Genomic DNA, 14,803 nt, shown 5'->3' on the forward strand with positions numbered 1-14,803 from the left:
GAGTCGCAGGAAACTCAGGCGACGCTCGCCAGGAACGCATCTTCCGCTGCGCGCACGGCGTCGGGCGTGCCGACATGCATCCAGACGCCTTCCATGCGCAGTCCGAACAGGCGCTCCTGCTCATTGGCCTTGTCGAACAGTTTGGTCAGCGAAAATTCACCGGATGGCGCATCCTTGAACAGCGCCGGTGACAGGATCGCGACACCGGCATAGACGAACGGCACGACCTGATTCTCCTTGCGGCGACGCAGCGCACCATCGGTGAGCATCGCGTAGTCACCGCATCCGGCATAGCCGATGCTGTTGGCGGTCGGCGCCATCAGCAGCAGGATGTCCATACGTGCGGGATCGAAGGCCTCCGCAAGACGCGCGAGATTCGGCTGCACGCCATCAATCCACATCGTGTCGGCATTGAGATGATAGAACGGCTCGGAGCCGAGCAGAGGCAGCGCCTTCACCACGGCACCGCCAGTGCCGAGCACCTGATCGCGTTCATCGGAAATGGTGATCTTCGGTTTGGTGCGCGTCGCGACATGATCGATGATCTGGTCGGGCAGGTAATGCACATTGACGACGGCTTCGGTCACGCCAGCAGCGGCGAGCTTGTCGAGCACGTGATCCAGCAGCGGCTGTCCTGCGACAGGGACCAGCGGCTTCGGCAAGTTGTCGGTGAGCGGTCGCATGCGCAGGCCGAGACCGGCGGCGAGAACCATTGCTTTGGTGGGTTTTACGGACATAGCGACATTGGCCTTGGTAGAATGATGGGCCTTGATGGAATCGTTCTTGAATTTTTGAGCTGAAATGATGGTAGCACGGCGGCGTGTCGCATGCATGAACCTATCGAGCCATAATGGGCCGAGATGACGCGGATGCGACAATTACACCCGCCTGCACAGTCACGTTTCTGCCTCCTGCGTCTCGGAACGTTTCGTCTTTTTCTTTTTGTCGTTGGGTTTGAGAAAAGTCACACCAATCTGGTCGCCATTGACCCAGCCGAGTTCGCAGCGGCGATAGGCAAGTCCGGTTGATGAGAGCAGAAGGAAGAATTCTTTCAGGTTCAATCCTTCGACAGAACCATCGACGGTGAGTTTGGCGCCGGTCTCGGAAATATCTTCCATGATGCAGGAGCGACGCCAGGTGCCGTCGATGCCCATCATGTGCGCAGGAAAGCCGTGCTCGAAAACGACCCGATCTCCGGCACGCCGCTCCGTCATGACACGTCCCTTGTCCAGTACGCCAAGCCCCGCACGTGCAGGGCTCAAGCGCAGGATAGAGCGCGTGCGACTAATAAGTGGTTAAGGAAGTGTTAGAGCGTTTTCGCGCGAAGTGGATGCCGGTTCGCGTCAAGAAAACGCGCCAATACAAAAGGCTCTAGGCCCGCGGCGGTGGTACATGCGCCGCATACCACTGCTGGAACGGCGCCAGCGTCGGATGCGCCAGCGAGCGGTTGAGATAGGTCCAGATCCGCGGCTGGTGCTTGAGATAATGCGGCTTGCCGTCGCGGCGGTTGAGCCGCGCAAATGTACCAAGCAGTCGCGTGTTTCGCTGTGCCGACATGATTGCATAGAGTTCGGCAAAAGCCGCGGCATCGAAAGCGGGATCGGTCGCGCGCCGCGCCTTGATATAGCGCGTCAGCATGGTCAGCTCCAGATGCTCGGGCACGTCGATACGCGCGTCCTGCAGCAGCGAGACGAGATCATAGGCGGCGGGGCCGAGCACCGTGTCCTGGAAATCGATTACACCGACCTTGTTGATGCCCTCGCGATCGTCGAGCCAGATGATATTCGGCGAATGGAAGTCGCGCAGTACCCAGGTCTTTGGCGCCGCAGCGGGTTTCGCCAGCAGCGCGCGCCACATCGTGACAAATTCAGTGCGTGCGTCATCTGCGAGCGGCGCGTCGCGGTCTGGCAGATACCATTCCGGCATCAGGCCGATCTCGACCAGCAATGCATCCGTGTCGAAGACGGGAATGGCGTAATCGACATGCGGCAACAGCGGCAGCGTCTCCGGCAGCGTCTTGCCGTGCAGCATTGCGAGCATATCGGTTGCAGCCTGATAGCGCTCGGCGATCGGCGCAGGTGGCTCGCCTTCGGTCACCGGCACCGTGCCGAAATCTTCGGTGATCAGGAAACCCGCATCGAGATCGGCGTGATGAATCGCCGGCGCGGAGATCCCCTGCGCGCGCAAACCGTTCGCAATGGCGACGAACGGTCTGACGTCCTCCGCCAGATGCACCGCTGCGCTGTAGGACTTGCCGTCATAGACCGGCGCACCATCCGGCCGCTTCGGCGCATTCATCAGGATGAAGACGTCATCACCGCGGATCAGCCGCGCATAGGAGCGCGTCGACGCATCGCCGGCCATGCGCTGTCTGATAGCATCGAGATAGCGCGCCTCTTCGAGAAATTCACGCAGTGCTTTCAGGCGCAGAACGACCGATGCGGCCTTGCCGTGACCGGTGATCTCCGCGGCACGCGCCACGGAGCCCAGTGCCGGACGATGGCTGAGCGCAATATCGATACGATCCGGCGGCAGCGTACCATCGGCGCGCTCCGGCCATTCGATCAGCGCGACCACGTCGTCCGGCAACGGCGATAGGCCGATCTCCTCGAGTTCGCTCGCGTCGTTGATACGATAGAGATCGGCATGGATGAGAGGAAACGACGACAGGTCATAGTTCTGCGCCAGCGTGAAGGTCGGGCTCGGCACTTCGAGTTCAGAATCGCTGGCGAGATAGCGGATCATCGCGCGTGCCGCGGCCGTCTTGCCGGCGCCGAGATCGCCCGAGAGGGTGATGACATCGCCGGGGCCGATCAGCAGGGCGAGGTCGGCCATCAATTGCGCAGTGGCGGTCTCATTTGCGAGCGCCAGCGAAAATGTGCAGGGCTCGTTTATGATGGGGTCGGTCATTCGGCGGCGTTGCGATGCGCGGTCTGGTCGATGGGGAAGTCGCAGCTGACGGTGGTGCCCTTGCCGACCGCGGAATCGACGCGAACCTTGCCGCCATGCAGCTCGACGAAGGAGCGCACTAGCGACAGGCCGAGTCCTGCGCCGCGATGACGCGAGCCATTGGCGTGGCTCTCGAACCAGTCGAACACCTTGTCCTTCACCTCGGGCGGAATGCCGGGGCCGCGATCGGTGACGGTGAAGGTGATGGTATGCTCGGATCGTCGCGCGGTCAGCGTGATTGCGGCATCATGCGGTGAAAAGCCGACGGCATTGGCGAGCAGATTATACAGCACCTGCACGACGCGGCTTTCGTCGCCGGTAAAGCTGCCGATGGCAGGATCGACATCGATCTGCAGTGCGATGCGGTCGCGCACCAGGCGATCCTGAATGCCTTCGGCCGCCGCCGAGATGGTCTTGCGGATATCGATCGGGCCGAGATTCAGCGTCATCGCGCCGGCATCGATGGTGGCGAGATCCAGGATGTTATTGATGATCGCCAGCAGCGCGCCGGTCGAGGTGGTGATGTAATCGAGATATTCGGCCTGCTTCGGCATCAACGGGCCGGTCACGGGATCGCTGAGCAGATGCGCGAAGCCGATGATCGTGGTCAGCGGCGAGCGCAGCTCGTAGGAGACGTGGTGGACGAAGTCGACCTTCATCTGGTCGGCGGTCTCCAGCGCCTCGTTGCGCTCGCGCAGCGCGCGCTCGACATTCTCGGCGTCCGAGATGTCCTGGAAGGTGAGCATGGTCGCGCCATCGGGCAGCGGCATGGTCATGCAGGCCAGCACGCTGCCGTCCTTGCGCTCGAGCTTGAGCGGAACAGACTTGCGGTTGTCGATCCCGGTAATGGCGCTGCGGATCGCCTGCCATGTCGGGGTGTCGTCGAACAATGGCCGGCACCAGGTCTCGACCATTTCGATATGCGGGCGCTGTTCCAGCGCTTCGTCCGACAGCTTCCACATCTTGGCGAAAGCCGGATTGAACAGTTGCGCGCGGCCGTTGCTGCCAAACACGGCGACGGCTTCGGCAAGATTGTCGAGCGTTTCGCGCTGAACGCGGATCAGGCCATCGAAGCGCCGTGCCAGTTCGAGGCTCTCGGTCACATCGTCAAACAGATAGGTGACGCCGCCTTCGGGATTTGGCGTGGTGACGATCGAGAGCGCGCGGCCATCCGGCAGATACCAGACATCCTTATGGGCTTCGACGGCACGATAGGCTTCGTGCAGCTTGGCCTTCCAGGCGCGGAAGTCGGGCTGCTCCGGCAGTTTGCGCGCAGCACGGAGACGGTCGAGCACACTGGAGTCGTCGGGATTGCCGTCGAGGAAGGTGCGGTCGAGATCCCACAGCCGGCGATAGGAGTCGTTGTAGAAGGCGAGGCGGCGCTGGCCGTCGAATACGGCGACGCCCGATGACAGCTGGTCGAGCGTGCGGCGATGCGCCTCGGCCATCCGCACCAAAGCGGCTGATAGCGCGGCAGCTTCGCTGGCGTCGATCGCGATGCCGGCGCTGCCGCTGGCGACCTTGGCGGCGTGGACGTCGAAGATGCGGCGCTCGCCGGAAATCACGATCGGCACGCGCGCGGCAAAGGGCTGGTTGTCGTTCAGCGCACGCGCCAGACTGCTGCGGTCGTCGCTGTCCAGCAGTTCCAGATTGCGACCGACCGCATCGCCCGTATCAGTCGCTTCAGTCGCACGCGCATAGGCCGCATTGACGAAGCTCAATCGGCCATCGGCATGCTTGGCCCAGATCGGCCATGGCGCGGCATTGGCGAAGCCGCGGAGAATCTCGGTTTCCTCGGCCAGTTGCTTGTGACGCAGCGAGACTTCGGCGAGCTCGCGGCGTAAACCGCTCAATTCGCGAATCCGGACAATGGCCTGACCGCCGATGGCGCGGCCCATCGCCTCGATGGCGCGGCCACTGGAGGTCGTCAGATTGAGCAGGAAACCTTCGCCGGCATCGAGCAGTGCGTCGACGGCATGATCCATCCGCAGCGCGGGTTCCGGCGGCAGCCATGTTCCGAACGCGAGAATGCGCTGCGGCTGATGCTGCTGTGGGTCCTGCGACATCATCAATGCGGTGTCGCCGGAGATATCGGGACGGGTTTCGCCTGCGGCCCAGGCGATCAGAACCTGCGGCTCAGTGAACAGCAGAGCGCGAAAGCGGTCGGATTCGACCTGCAGCGTATGCAGCTCCGCGCGCAGCTTTGCCTCGGTCTTGGCCGAGCGAATACGATTGTGCATCAACAGGATGGCGGAAACGACGGAGAAGCCGAGCACCGCTGTGGCGGTCGTCAGCGCGGCGATTTCCTGGCGATCGAGATCGAGCAGATTGGCCAGCGTCTGGGTAATGAAGGATTCGTCAGCGGCCGACGCCGAGGAGGTGGCCAGAAGTGCAGACGCACTGATGCCGACAAGCCCGTCGCGCACTATGGAAGTGCACGACAGCAAGGTCCGACGCATCGCCGCGATCACGCCTGACATCATTCGCCCCAAACCGCACGTCTTCCCGACCAGCCCCTCCCGATCGCGAATCGTTCGACAATATCCGCTTCGGGAGTCGCCGGGTAAGAGTCCAGACCGTGAACGCAGAGTCCCCGGTTAAAAAATGCAGGCGGATTTGATTCAAATGCTGCGCGATGTGACGAAATACGCGCTAGCGGCCGGTGGATCCGAAGCCGCCGCTGCCGCGTTCGGTTTCGCTGAGCGCCGTGACCACCACGAGTTCCGCATGCGTGACCGGCGCGATTACCATCTGGGCGATTCGCTCGCCGCGTTTGATCGTGAAATCCGCGGGGCCGTGATTGATCAGCAGCACGCCGATCTCGCCGCGGTAGTCGGCGTCGATGGTGCCTGGTGAATTCAGCACGGTGATGCCGTGCTTGGCGGCAAGGCCCGAGCGCGGGCGCACCTGCGCCTCAAAGCCCGGCGGCAGCGCGATGGTCAGCGCGGTCGGCACCAGCGCATATTTACCGCTGGCGAGAATCATCGGTTGGTCTTCGGGAACCGCGGCGAGCAGATCGAGGCCGGCAGCATGCGCGGTCTGATAGGCCGGTAGCGCGAGGCCAGCGCCATGCGGGAGCTGCTGGACGTCGACCTGAACGGGGATGGTAGCGCTCATGATTGGTCTTTCGTGGATTGCGTCACGGTGTCGGCGATTCGCGCGATCAGGGTCGTCGCGACCTGTTCCTTGCTCATCGGCGCCCACGAATCAACGGCGATATCGGTGCTGTCTTTGCTGCGCGTCAGCAGATGCACGGTATTATCGTCGCCGCCCATGATGCCGGTGGCGGGCGAGACGTCATTGGCGACGATCCAGTCGCAGCCCTTGCGCGCGATCTTGGCTTTGGCGTTGTCGATCAGGTGCTCGGTTTCGGCGGCGAAGCCGATCACCAGGGGGGGACGATGCTCGGACAGTTTCGAGATCGTCGCCAGAATATCGGGATTTTCCGTGAGCTGCAGCGGTGCCATTGCTGCGCCGGCCGTCTTCTTCAGCTTCTGCGCGCCTTCATTGACGGCGCGCCAGTCGGCAACGGCCGCCGCGAAGATCGCGATGTCCACGGGCAGTGCGGCTTGAACCGCGGCGAGCATGTCGCGCGCGGATTCGACATGCGTCATCGACACGCCAGGCACCTCGTCGAGATCGACCGGGCCCGAGACGAGAATGACGTCAGCGCCCGCGGCCCGTGCCGCGGCGGCAATCGCATAGCCCTGTTTGCCGGACGAGCGATTGGCGATGTAACGCACCGGATCGATCGGCTCATGCGTCGGGCCTGCAGTGATCAGCACGCGCTTGCCCGCCAGCGGTTGCGCGCGCGGCGGCCGCAGGAAGGCGTGAGCCGCAATCGCAATCTCCGTCGGTTCGGCCATGCGGCCGACACCGGCTTCGTTGCGTTCGGCCATCTCGCCGGCATTCGGCCCGATCATCCTGATGTCGTCACGCTGCAACTGCGCGACATTGCGGCGCGTCGCGGCGTTATTCCACATCAGTGGATTCATCGCGGGCGCAATCAGGATCGGTTTGTCGGATGCGAGCAGAACAGCGGACGCCAGATCATCAGCGTGGCCGTTGGCCATCTTCGCCATCAGGTCCGCCGTCGCAGGCGCCACAACAATGAGATCGCATTCACGCGCAAGGCGAATATGCCCGGCATCGAATTCGCTCTGCGGATCGAACAGGTCCGTGTAGGCGCGCTCGTTGGACAGCGCGCTGGCGGCCAGCGGGGTGACGAATTGCTGCGCAGCGCGGGTCAGCACCACGCGGACATGGATGTGCCGCTCCTTCAGCCGGCGGATCAGATCGAGCGCTTTATAGGCTGCGATTCCGCCGCCGATGATCAGCGTGACGCGGAGCTGATCGCCGATCTTTTTCAAGGGCTTGGGTGGGTTTTCCGGGGTTGGCGCGTCTTGGGGAAATCTTGCGTCAGTCTTGAGGCCGTCTTGCGACGCCTCACGCAAAATGACCCGCACCTCGTCCTCGACCGATCGTCCGTTGCGGGCAGCACGCAGTCGCAATTCGTCGCGAATGGCGTCGTCGAGCTTGCGGATCGTCAGGCTGGCCATGAGGCGTCTCGCGCTATTTTGACAGCAACGCTAGCACAAAGTGCCAGCATTGCAATCATTCTAGCGGATCGACAGCAGCAGCCCGAGGAACGACAGCGCGATCACCCAGACGCCCACGGTGCGCCAGCGGAGCTGCTTGGCCCGCGCCCGCGCGATGGCGGCGATGGTTGCGTCGTCGAGCCTGACGCCGTCGCGGGTCATGGTCTCCAACTGTTCCAGCACCGTCAGCGCCCGTGTTGCCAGGGCCGGCAGACTGCCGGCGACCTTGCCGAGTTCGCCGGCGCCGGCGAGCGCACCCTGAATCTTGCCCAATGGGCCGAGATTGCGCTCGATCCATTCGCGGACAACGGGATCGGCGACCTTCCAGATGTCGAGCTTGGGATCGAAGCTTCGTGCGACACCTTCGACTACGACCATGGTCTTCTGCAGCAGGATCAATTCCGGCCGCGTGCGCATATCAAAGAGGCCGGTGACCTCGAGCAGCAGCGTCAGCAGCTTGGCCATCGAGATTTCTTCGGCCGTGCGATTGTGAATCGGCTCGCCGATGGCACGGATCGCCTGCGCGAAATTTTCTACTGAATGGTGACCGGGCACATAGCCGGCCTCGAAGTGGACTTCGGCGACGCGGCGATAGTTGCGGGTGATGAAGCCCAGCAGAATCTCCGCAAGGAAGCGGCGCTCCTTCAGGCCAAGCCGGCCCATGATGCCGAAGTCGACGGCGACGAGGCGGCCGTCAGGATCGAGGAACAGATTGCCGGGGTGCATGTCGGCATGGAAGAAGCCGTCGCGCAGCGCGTGGCGCAGGAAGCTCTGGATCACCTTGCGGCCAAGGTCCGGCAGATCGACGTTGGATTCTTCCAGGCCCTTGTGATCGTTCAGCGCGATGCCGTCGATCCACTCCATCGTCAGCACATTGTGCGAGGTACGATCCCAGTCCACTTCCGGCACGCGGAAATCCGAATCGTTGCGGGTGTTCTCCGCCATCTCGGAGAGTGCTGCGGCTTCGAGCCGAAGATCCATCTCCATCGCCACCGAGCGCGACATGGTGGTGATGATCTCGATCAGGCGAAGGCGCCGCGCTTCGGAAAAATGCTCTTCGGCCTTGTGGGCGACGTAAGCGAAATCGCCGAGGTCGCGGCGGAATTGCGCGGCGACATTCGGGCGCAGCACTTTCACGGCGTAGACCTTGCGGACACCATCCTTGTCTATCTCGGCGCGATGCACCTGTGCGATCGAGGCCGCGGCGACCGGCGGACTGAAGCTCGCATAGAGCTGCGCCACAGGGCGTTCCAGCGAAGCGGCGACGACACCTTCGGCTTCGGTCAGGGAGAACGGCGGAAGCCGGTCCTGCAGGCTTTCGAGATCGCGCGCCATGGCGACGCCGACCACGTCGGGTCGTGTCGCGAGAAACTGGCCGAGCTTGAGATAGGCAGGTCCCAGCCGGGTCAGCGCGCGCGACAGCCGCGCGCCCGATTTCGCGCCGGGCCGCTCAATGAGCCGCGCCATGCGTAGCGCGAGCTGTCCCGGCGGCGGCACCAGCGAGGGATCGACGACGCCGAACACGCCTTCGCGCGCAAACACGAAGCCGGCGCGGGCCAGCCGCGCCATATGATTGAGTGCCGAGATCACAAACGCCAGCCCGAATGCAGCGCGACGATGCCGCCCGAGAGGAGTTCGTACTTCACGCGGGAGAAGCCGGCCTCGCGGATCATGTCGGCGAAAATTGGTGGCTTCGGAAACTTGCGGATCGATTCGACGAGATACTGATAGGATTCGGAATCGCCGGTGACGGCCTTGCCGAGCGGCGGGATGACCTTGAACGAAAACAGGTCATAGATCTTGTCGAGGCCCGGCACATCCACGGTCGAGAATTCGAGGCAGAGAAAACGGCTGCCCGGCTTCAGCACGCGATAGGCCTCAGCGAGCGCGCGGTCGATGCGCGGCACGTTGCGGATGCCGAAGGCGATCGTATAGGCGTCATAGCTCTTGTCGGCGAATGGCAACTCTTCTGCATTGCCCTCGACGAAGGAGACCTGATGTTCGAGATGGTGGGTAATGGCGCGCTCGCGGCCGACATCGAGCATGCCGGTGTTGATGTCGCAGACCGTCGCCGAGAAGCCGAGGCCCGACGCCTTGGCGGCGCGGAAGGAAATGTCGCCGGTGCCGCCGGCAACGTCCAGCAGGGCGAAAGGCGCGTCCGAGCGCGGCGGGTTGAGCGTGTTGATCATCACGTCCTTCCAGACGCGATGCATGCCGCCGGACATCAGATCGTTCATCAGGTCGTAGCGCCGGGCCACGCTGTGGAACACATCGTTCACCAGCGTCTGCTTGTCGCCTAAGGGGACGTCCCTGAAGCCGAAATGGGTGGTTTCGCCCGGCTGATCCATCGTTTTCATCTCAAAAGCCTCATCGCGGCGGACCATAGCGCGCCTGCGGCAATGGGGCTATCACGTCAGCCTCTCAAGGTGAATGACGTGAATCATGCCTGAATTACCCGAAGTCGAGACCGTCCGCCGGGGCCTGCAGCCGGCCATGGAGGGGTCGAAGATCACCCGTCTGGATCTCAGGCGAAAAGACCTGCGTTTTCCGTTTCAGCCGGATTTTGCCGACAGGTTGCAGGGCCGGGTAATCACCAGCCTTGGCCGCCGCGCCAAATATCTGCTGGCGGATCTGGATTCCGGCGACGTACTACTGATGCATTTGGGCATGTCAGGCTCTTTCCGGGTGGTCTCCGATGAAAATAACGTGATGCCCGGCGCCTTCCACCATCCGCGCAGCGACGAGCGGGCCCATGATCACGTCGTCTTCCATATGTCGTCGGGTCCGTCGGTGATCTACAACGATCCCCGCCGTTTCGGCTTCATGAAGATCTTTGCGCGCAGCGAGATCGAGAACGAGCCGTTCTTGAAGGACATCGGCCCCGAGCCGCTGGGCAATGCCTTCGATGCGGCGATGCTGGCCGGCGCCACCGCAGGCAAGAAGACCAGCCTCAAGGCCGCGCTGCTCGATCAGCGCGTCGTCGCGGGCCTCGGCAACATCTATGTCTGCGAGGCGCTGTTTCGCTCGCATCTGTCGCCGCGGCGGCTGGCCGCGACACTGGCGACCAAGAAGGGCGAGCCGACCGATCATTCCAGACGACTGGTCACGGCAATCCACGAGGTGCTGAACCAAGCCATCAAGGCCGGCGGCTCGTCGCTGCGCGATCACCGCCAGACCGATGGCGAGCTCGGTTACTTCCAGCATTCGTTTCAGGTCTATGACCGCGAAGGCGAGCCGTGCCAGACCAATGGTTGTTCGGGGATCGTGAAACGTTTCGTGCAGAACGGGCGGTCGACGTTCTGGTGCCCGAAGTGTCAGAGGTGAGATAAGACCTGAGAAGCCGGCAAGAAATGGAATTATCGAGGTCGTGATTTTCAGCCTTGTTTGTACTAGTGCCTGAACTATGTGGTGAGTTACAGTTATTTGCATGGGAGAAGCAGGACACAAAAGCCGCACGCGCGAAGCGGTCCTCGCGACGGAGCCTCGGTGTATTTACTGTGCCGGACCGCCGGATACATTGGAGCATATGCCGTCGCGCGGGATGCTGCGAGATAAGCAGCGACCTAGCGGTATGGAGTTCGCGGCATGTGCAGCCTGTAACAACGGAACCCGCGGCTCGGACGCTGTCGCTGCTTTGCTTTCTCGTATTCATCCTAATAATGGGGAAGATAGCTGGCAGACGGTGGAGATGCGAAAGCTTATATCCGCGGTGGACGCTCATGCTCCCGGTGTCCGAGAGGAAATGAGCCAATCAGGTAAATCGCAATCGGAATGGCTTCGAAGATCCGGCTCTGGCCTGCTTCAGCGAGTCGTTCGTGTGCATGCAGATGGCCCGAAACTTCACGCCTATCTTAGTGTCTACGGTGCGAAATTGGCTATGGCCCTATATCGAGAGCATGTCGGGCAAGCGCTTCCACTGCACGGCGCGGTATGGTGCCAATTTTCTCTCAACGGAGGTATGACACAGGAGCATCTTGATGCCCGTGTTAAAATTCTTCCTGTGAGTGGGACGCTACGTCAGGGCCGGAAGAACGTCGCGGATCAATTTATCTACCGATTCAACTGCGACGAACGGACTGTCGTTGCTGCCGTGGCTCAGTTTCATCGCGGTCTGTGGTTTACGTTGTTTGTATCGTGCGACTCAAAGATGATCGCATTATTCAATAGGCCAGATTTTCTAGGATTACCCGCGAGTGCATTGATCAGGCCGGGTGAACTAATTCAGAGATTGCCGCCTGTTGGCCTAGGCTTTAGCTAAGTCCCAAATCATTGGTGATAAGTGCAGCGCATCGCCGCACTGCAATGGCGCGGCTGCATCCAACTGTCACATGTCTTTCAACGCCTCCGCCGCCGCTTCAGCCACGCCTTTCCGCGACGTCATCAGCGGCTGAATGCGCTGTCCGAAGTCTTCGACGCCCTGGACGAAATCGTCGAAGGTGAGCAACACGCCCTCGGTGCCCGGCACCGTGGCGACGTCGTCGAGCATGCGGGCGACGTTGGCGAAAGAACCGATGAACGTCCCCATATTGATATTGACCGCTGATGTGGGGTCCGCCATCTGGCGGATGTTGGTGTCCTTGCCTGACTTGGTGTCGACGGCACCCTGGACGCCGAGCCAGGCGACCGCTTCGTGATCCACGCCGGCTTTGTAGTGTTCCCACTTTGCGAACGCGGCTTCATCGGTCTCGGCCGCGATCACCATGAACAGCACATAGGTCGTCACGTGCCGGCCTGTGTCATGCGTGGCTTCGATCAGCCGTTCGGCGGCGGGTGCGAAATCGGTCGGGGTGTTGATGCCTTTGCCGAAGCAGAAATTGTAGTCGGCGTATTTTGCGGAGAAGGCCATTCCGGCGCCGCTCTGGCCGGCGCAAATGATCTTCATATCGGCTTGCGGCCGCGGGCTGACGCGGCAGTCTTCCATCTGGAAGAATTCGCCTTTGCGATCCGAGGCGCCGGTCTGCCAAAGCTCGCGCAGGATCTCGACATATTCCGACAGATATTCGTAGCGGCGTGCGAAATATTCATCGCCCGGCCAAAGCCCCATCTGCGAATATTCGGGACGTTGCCAGCCGGTGATGAGATTGAGGCCGAAGCGGCCATGTGAAATCGAATCGATGGTCACAGCCATGCGTGCGGCAATCGCGGGAGGCATCACGAGCGTCGCTGCCGTGGCGAACAGTTTTATTCGCTTGGTCACTGCGGCCAACCCGGCCATCAAGGTGAAGGATTCCAGATTGTGATCCCAGAATTCGGTTTTCCCGCCGAAGCCACGCAATTTGATCATCGAGAGCACAAAATCGAGTCCGTAATGTTCGGCCTTTAGCGTCACCTCCTTGTTGAGGTCGAAAGTCGGCATGTATTGCGGGGCATTTTCAGAGAGCAACCAGCCATTGTTCCCGATTGGAATGAATACGCCGACCTTCATCTCGCTCTCCTCTGTAACAGGGTGACGCCTCGGGACGTCGCGAACTGTTCTGCTTGCGATAAACCAAGCAACAACCGTGCCGATGTGTGCGCATCGCGCCGATCCCACCGTGAAGGCAACGTGGTTGCGCGCCCGGCATTTCCGGCCATGATCTGCTGCCAACACCGTATTGAGGACTCCCCATGACCGACGCATCGTCTCCCTCCATCCGCTTCAATGACGGCGCGTCCTATGAGCGGATGATGGGCGTCTGGAGCCGCAGCGCCGGCGAGGTCTTTCTGGATTGGGTGGCGCCAAAGCCGGGTCTTGCCTGGGTCGATGTCGGCTGCGGCAACGGCGCCTTCACGCAGCTGATCGCCGAGCGTCATGCGCCGTCGGTGATCGACGGTATCGATCCCTCGGAGCCGCAGCTTGCCTATGCGCGGACGCGGCCGGGTGCTGCGATGGCGGCGTTTCATCTGGGCGACGCAATGGCACTGCCGTTCTCCGACAAGTCCTTCGATGTCGCCGTGATGGCGCTGGTGATCTTCTTCGTGCCGGAGCCGTCGAAGGGCGTTGCGGAGATGGTGCGTGTCGTGTCACCCGGCGGCACGGTGGCCGCCTATGCCTGGGATATGGATGGCGGCGGCTTTCCGCTGCAGCCGATCCTTGGTGAATTGCTGAAGATGGGCCAGATGCCGTCGCTTCCGCCGAGCGTGGATGCATCGCGCCTCGACGTGATGCAGTCGCTGTGGACCTCCGCCGGCCTGGTGAACGTCGAAACCCGCGTGATCGATGTCACCCGTGCCTTCACCGATTTCGACGACTTCTGGTCGGCCTCGTCTGCAGGGCCATCGGTGAAGGCAGCTCTGACGGCGATGACGCCGGAGGAGATTGTGCAGCTCAAATCGCGCGTCCGGACGGGACTTTCGGAGGATGCAACCGGCCGTATCACCTGCAGTGCCCGCGCCAATGCCATCAAGGGGCGGGTGCCCGGTTGAGGCAGAGCATCCTCCGGCCTCCCTGGCCTCAATCGCCGGGATTTGCCGGTAATATTTCCTCAACTTGAAAGGGTATATAAGTAACGCAATAACCAAGGCGGGCGCAAATGCTGGCGTGGTTGGGTTTTCTATGGTGGTGGAAATGTACCGTAGAGGATGAACCTGTGTCCGTCGAAAAATTCCTCAAGCAGCGCGCCGTCAACGTCGTTGTCAGCGGGCAATATACGCTGTCGAACTGGCTGGATTCCGCAGGTAATCCGCGCAGCTTTGCCTGCCGGACCAGCCGCGTCTCCCCGTTCCGGATGATTGTCGATGTGCCGGTGGTGGGTCGTATCGGCGATCGCATCACGCCCTATTTCGGCGACTTCGGTCAGCTCGAAGGCCGCATCAGCGACACCATCTCCGGCAGCTTCCTGCTCGAACTCAACATGACGCCGCCTATGCGTCAGAAGCTCTCGGACAAGCTGACCTGGCTGGAGAAATTCCAGAAGGACCCTACGGTACGTGAGGAGCGCAAGCAGGCCCGCCTCATTCCCGCGAGCCCGCATTCCATGCTGACCTTCGCCGACGGCAGCATGAAAAGCTGCTTTGTGATCGACATGTCGGTGTCCGGCGCTGCAGTCTCTGCCGATGTGCAGCCGGAGGTCGGAACGCCGCTCGCCGTCGGCGCCTGCGTCGGCCGCGTGGTGCGCCATCTCCAGGGCGGATTCGCAGTGAAATTCGTCGAGCAGCAGAACCGCGAACAACTCGAACGCCGGATCATCCGCGCGCCCGCAGCGCCGCCGCCGCGTGCGACACCATTCGCGGCGCAGATGGATGCGATGTACGAGGAAGTGGATTAGAGACGCGTT

General features: G+C 62.0%; 12 protein-coding genes. 3 read left to right on the forward strand and 9 right to left on the reverse strand.

Annotated elements, in window-relative coordinates:
* Nucleotides 1-14: 14 nt before the first annotated feature.
* From BLW80_RS10670 to ubiE, 8 genes are all read right to left on the reverse strand, one after another.
* Nucleotides 15-737 carry a nucleotidyltransferase family protein gene (locus BLW80_RS10670; RefSeq protein WP_089266886.1) on the reverse strand — a complete coding sequence of 241 codons (723 nt, stop codon included), beginning with the start codon at nucleotides 735-737 and terminating at the stop codon, nucleotides 15-17.
* A 159-nt stretch (nucleotides 738-896) separates the two neighbouring features.
* Nucleotides 897-1,214, reverse strand: a complete 318-nt coding sequence (locus tag BLW80_RS10675) for a PilZ domain-containing protein (RefSeq protein WP_093757886.1) — start codon at nucleotides 1,212-1,214, stop codon at nucleotides 897-899.
* A 157-nt stretch (nucleotides 1,215-1,371) separates the two neighbouring features.
* Entirely contained in the window at nucleotides 1,372-2,895 is a 1,524-nt protein-coding gene (tsaE, locus tag BLW80_RS10680; protein WP_093758212.1) for a tRNA (adenosine(37)-N6)-threonylcarbamoyltransferase complex ATPase subunit type 1 TsaE, read from the reverse strand.
* 11 nt (nucleotides 2,896-2,906) lie between these two features.
* The gene (locus BLW80_RS10685; RefSeq protein ID WP_093758213.1) at nucleotides 2,907-5,429 is read right to left on the reverse strand and encodes a sensor histidine kinase; all 2,523 of its coding nucleotides are present in this window, start codon (nucleotides 5,427-5,429) and stop codon (nucleotides 2,907-2,909) included.
* A gap of 172 nt (nucleotides 5,430-5,601) precedes the next feature.
* Complete coding sequence (gene dut, locus BLW80_RS10690) at nucleotides 5,602-6,066, reverse strand: dUTP diphosphatase (RefSeq protein ID WP_093757887.1); 465 nt, start codon at nucleotides 6,064-6,066, stop codon at nucleotides 5,602-5,604.
* Entirely contained in the window at nucleotides 6,063-7,508 is a 1,446-nt protein-coding gene (gene coaBC, locus BLW80_RS10695; RefSeq protein WP_093757888.1) for a bifunctional phosphopantothenoylcysteine decarboxylase/phosphopantothenate--cysteine ligase CoaBC, read from the reverse strand. The genes dut and coaBC overlap by 4 nt, the downstream gene beginning before the upstream one ends.
* A 60-nt stretch (nucleotides 7,509-7,568) precedes the next feature.
* Entirely contained in the window at nucleotides 7,569-9,137 is a 1,569-nt protein-coding gene (gene ubiB / locus BLW80_RS10700; protein WP_093757889.1) for a 2-polyprenylphenol 6-hydroxylase, read from the reverse strand.
* Complete coding sequence (gene ubiE / locus BLW80_RS10705) at nucleotides 9,134-9,895, reverse strand: bifunctional demethylmenaquinone methyltransferase/2-methoxy-6-polyprenyl-1,4-benzoquinol methylase UbiE (RefSeq protein ID WP_093758214.1); 762 nt, start codon at nucleotides 9,893-9,895, stop codon at nucleotides 9,134-9,136. Before ubiE ends, ubiB begins: the two co-directional genes overlap by 4 nt.
* Before the next feature lie 94 nt (nucleotides 9,896-9,989).
* On the opposite strand from ubiE, the gene mutM reads away from it, so the two are divergent.
* Nucleotides 9,990-10,871 (forward strand): bifunctional DNA-formamidopyrimidine glycosylase/DNA-(apurinic or apyrimidinic site) lyase, encoded by an 882-nt coding sequence (gene mutM / locus BLW80_RS10710; protein WP_093757890.1) that lies wholly within the window; start codon nucleotides 9,990-9,992, stop codon nucleotides 10,869-10,871.
* 1,000 nt (nucleotides 10,872-11,871) lie between these two features.
* Here mutM and rutA read toward each other — a convergent pair.
* Nucleotides 11,872-12,972, reverse strand: coding sequence for a pyrimidine utilization protein A (gene rutA, locus BLW80_RS10720; RefSeq protein WP_093757892.1), 1,101 nt, complete (start codon nucleotides 12,970-12,972; stop codon nucleotides 11,872-11,874).
* 182 nt (nucleotides 12,973-13,154) lie between these two features.
* Between rutA and BLW80_RS10725 the strand changes: the two genes are divergently transcribed.
* Nucleotides 13,155-13,952 (forward strand): class I SAM-dependent methyltransferase, encoded by a 798-nt coding sequence (locus BLW80_RS10725; RefSeq protein WP_093757893.1) that lies wholly within the window; start codon nucleotides 13,155-13,157, stop codon nucleotides 13,950-13,952.
* A 164-nt stretch (nucleotides 13,953-14,116) separates the two neighbouring features.
* Nucleotides 14,117-14,794, forward strand: a complete 678-nt coding sequence (locus BLW80_RS10730; protein WP_093757894.1) for a PilZ domain-containing protein — start codon at nucleotides 14,117-14,119, stop codon at nucleotides 14,792-14,794.
* Nucleotides 14,795-14,803 lie beyond the last annotated feature (9 nt).

Origin of the sequence: Tardiphaga sp. OK245, assembly GCF_900108575.1 — a bacterium.
Lineage (GTDB): Bacteria > Pseudomonadota > Alphaproteobacteria > Rhizobiales > Xanthobacteraceae > Tardiphaga > Tardiphaga robiniae.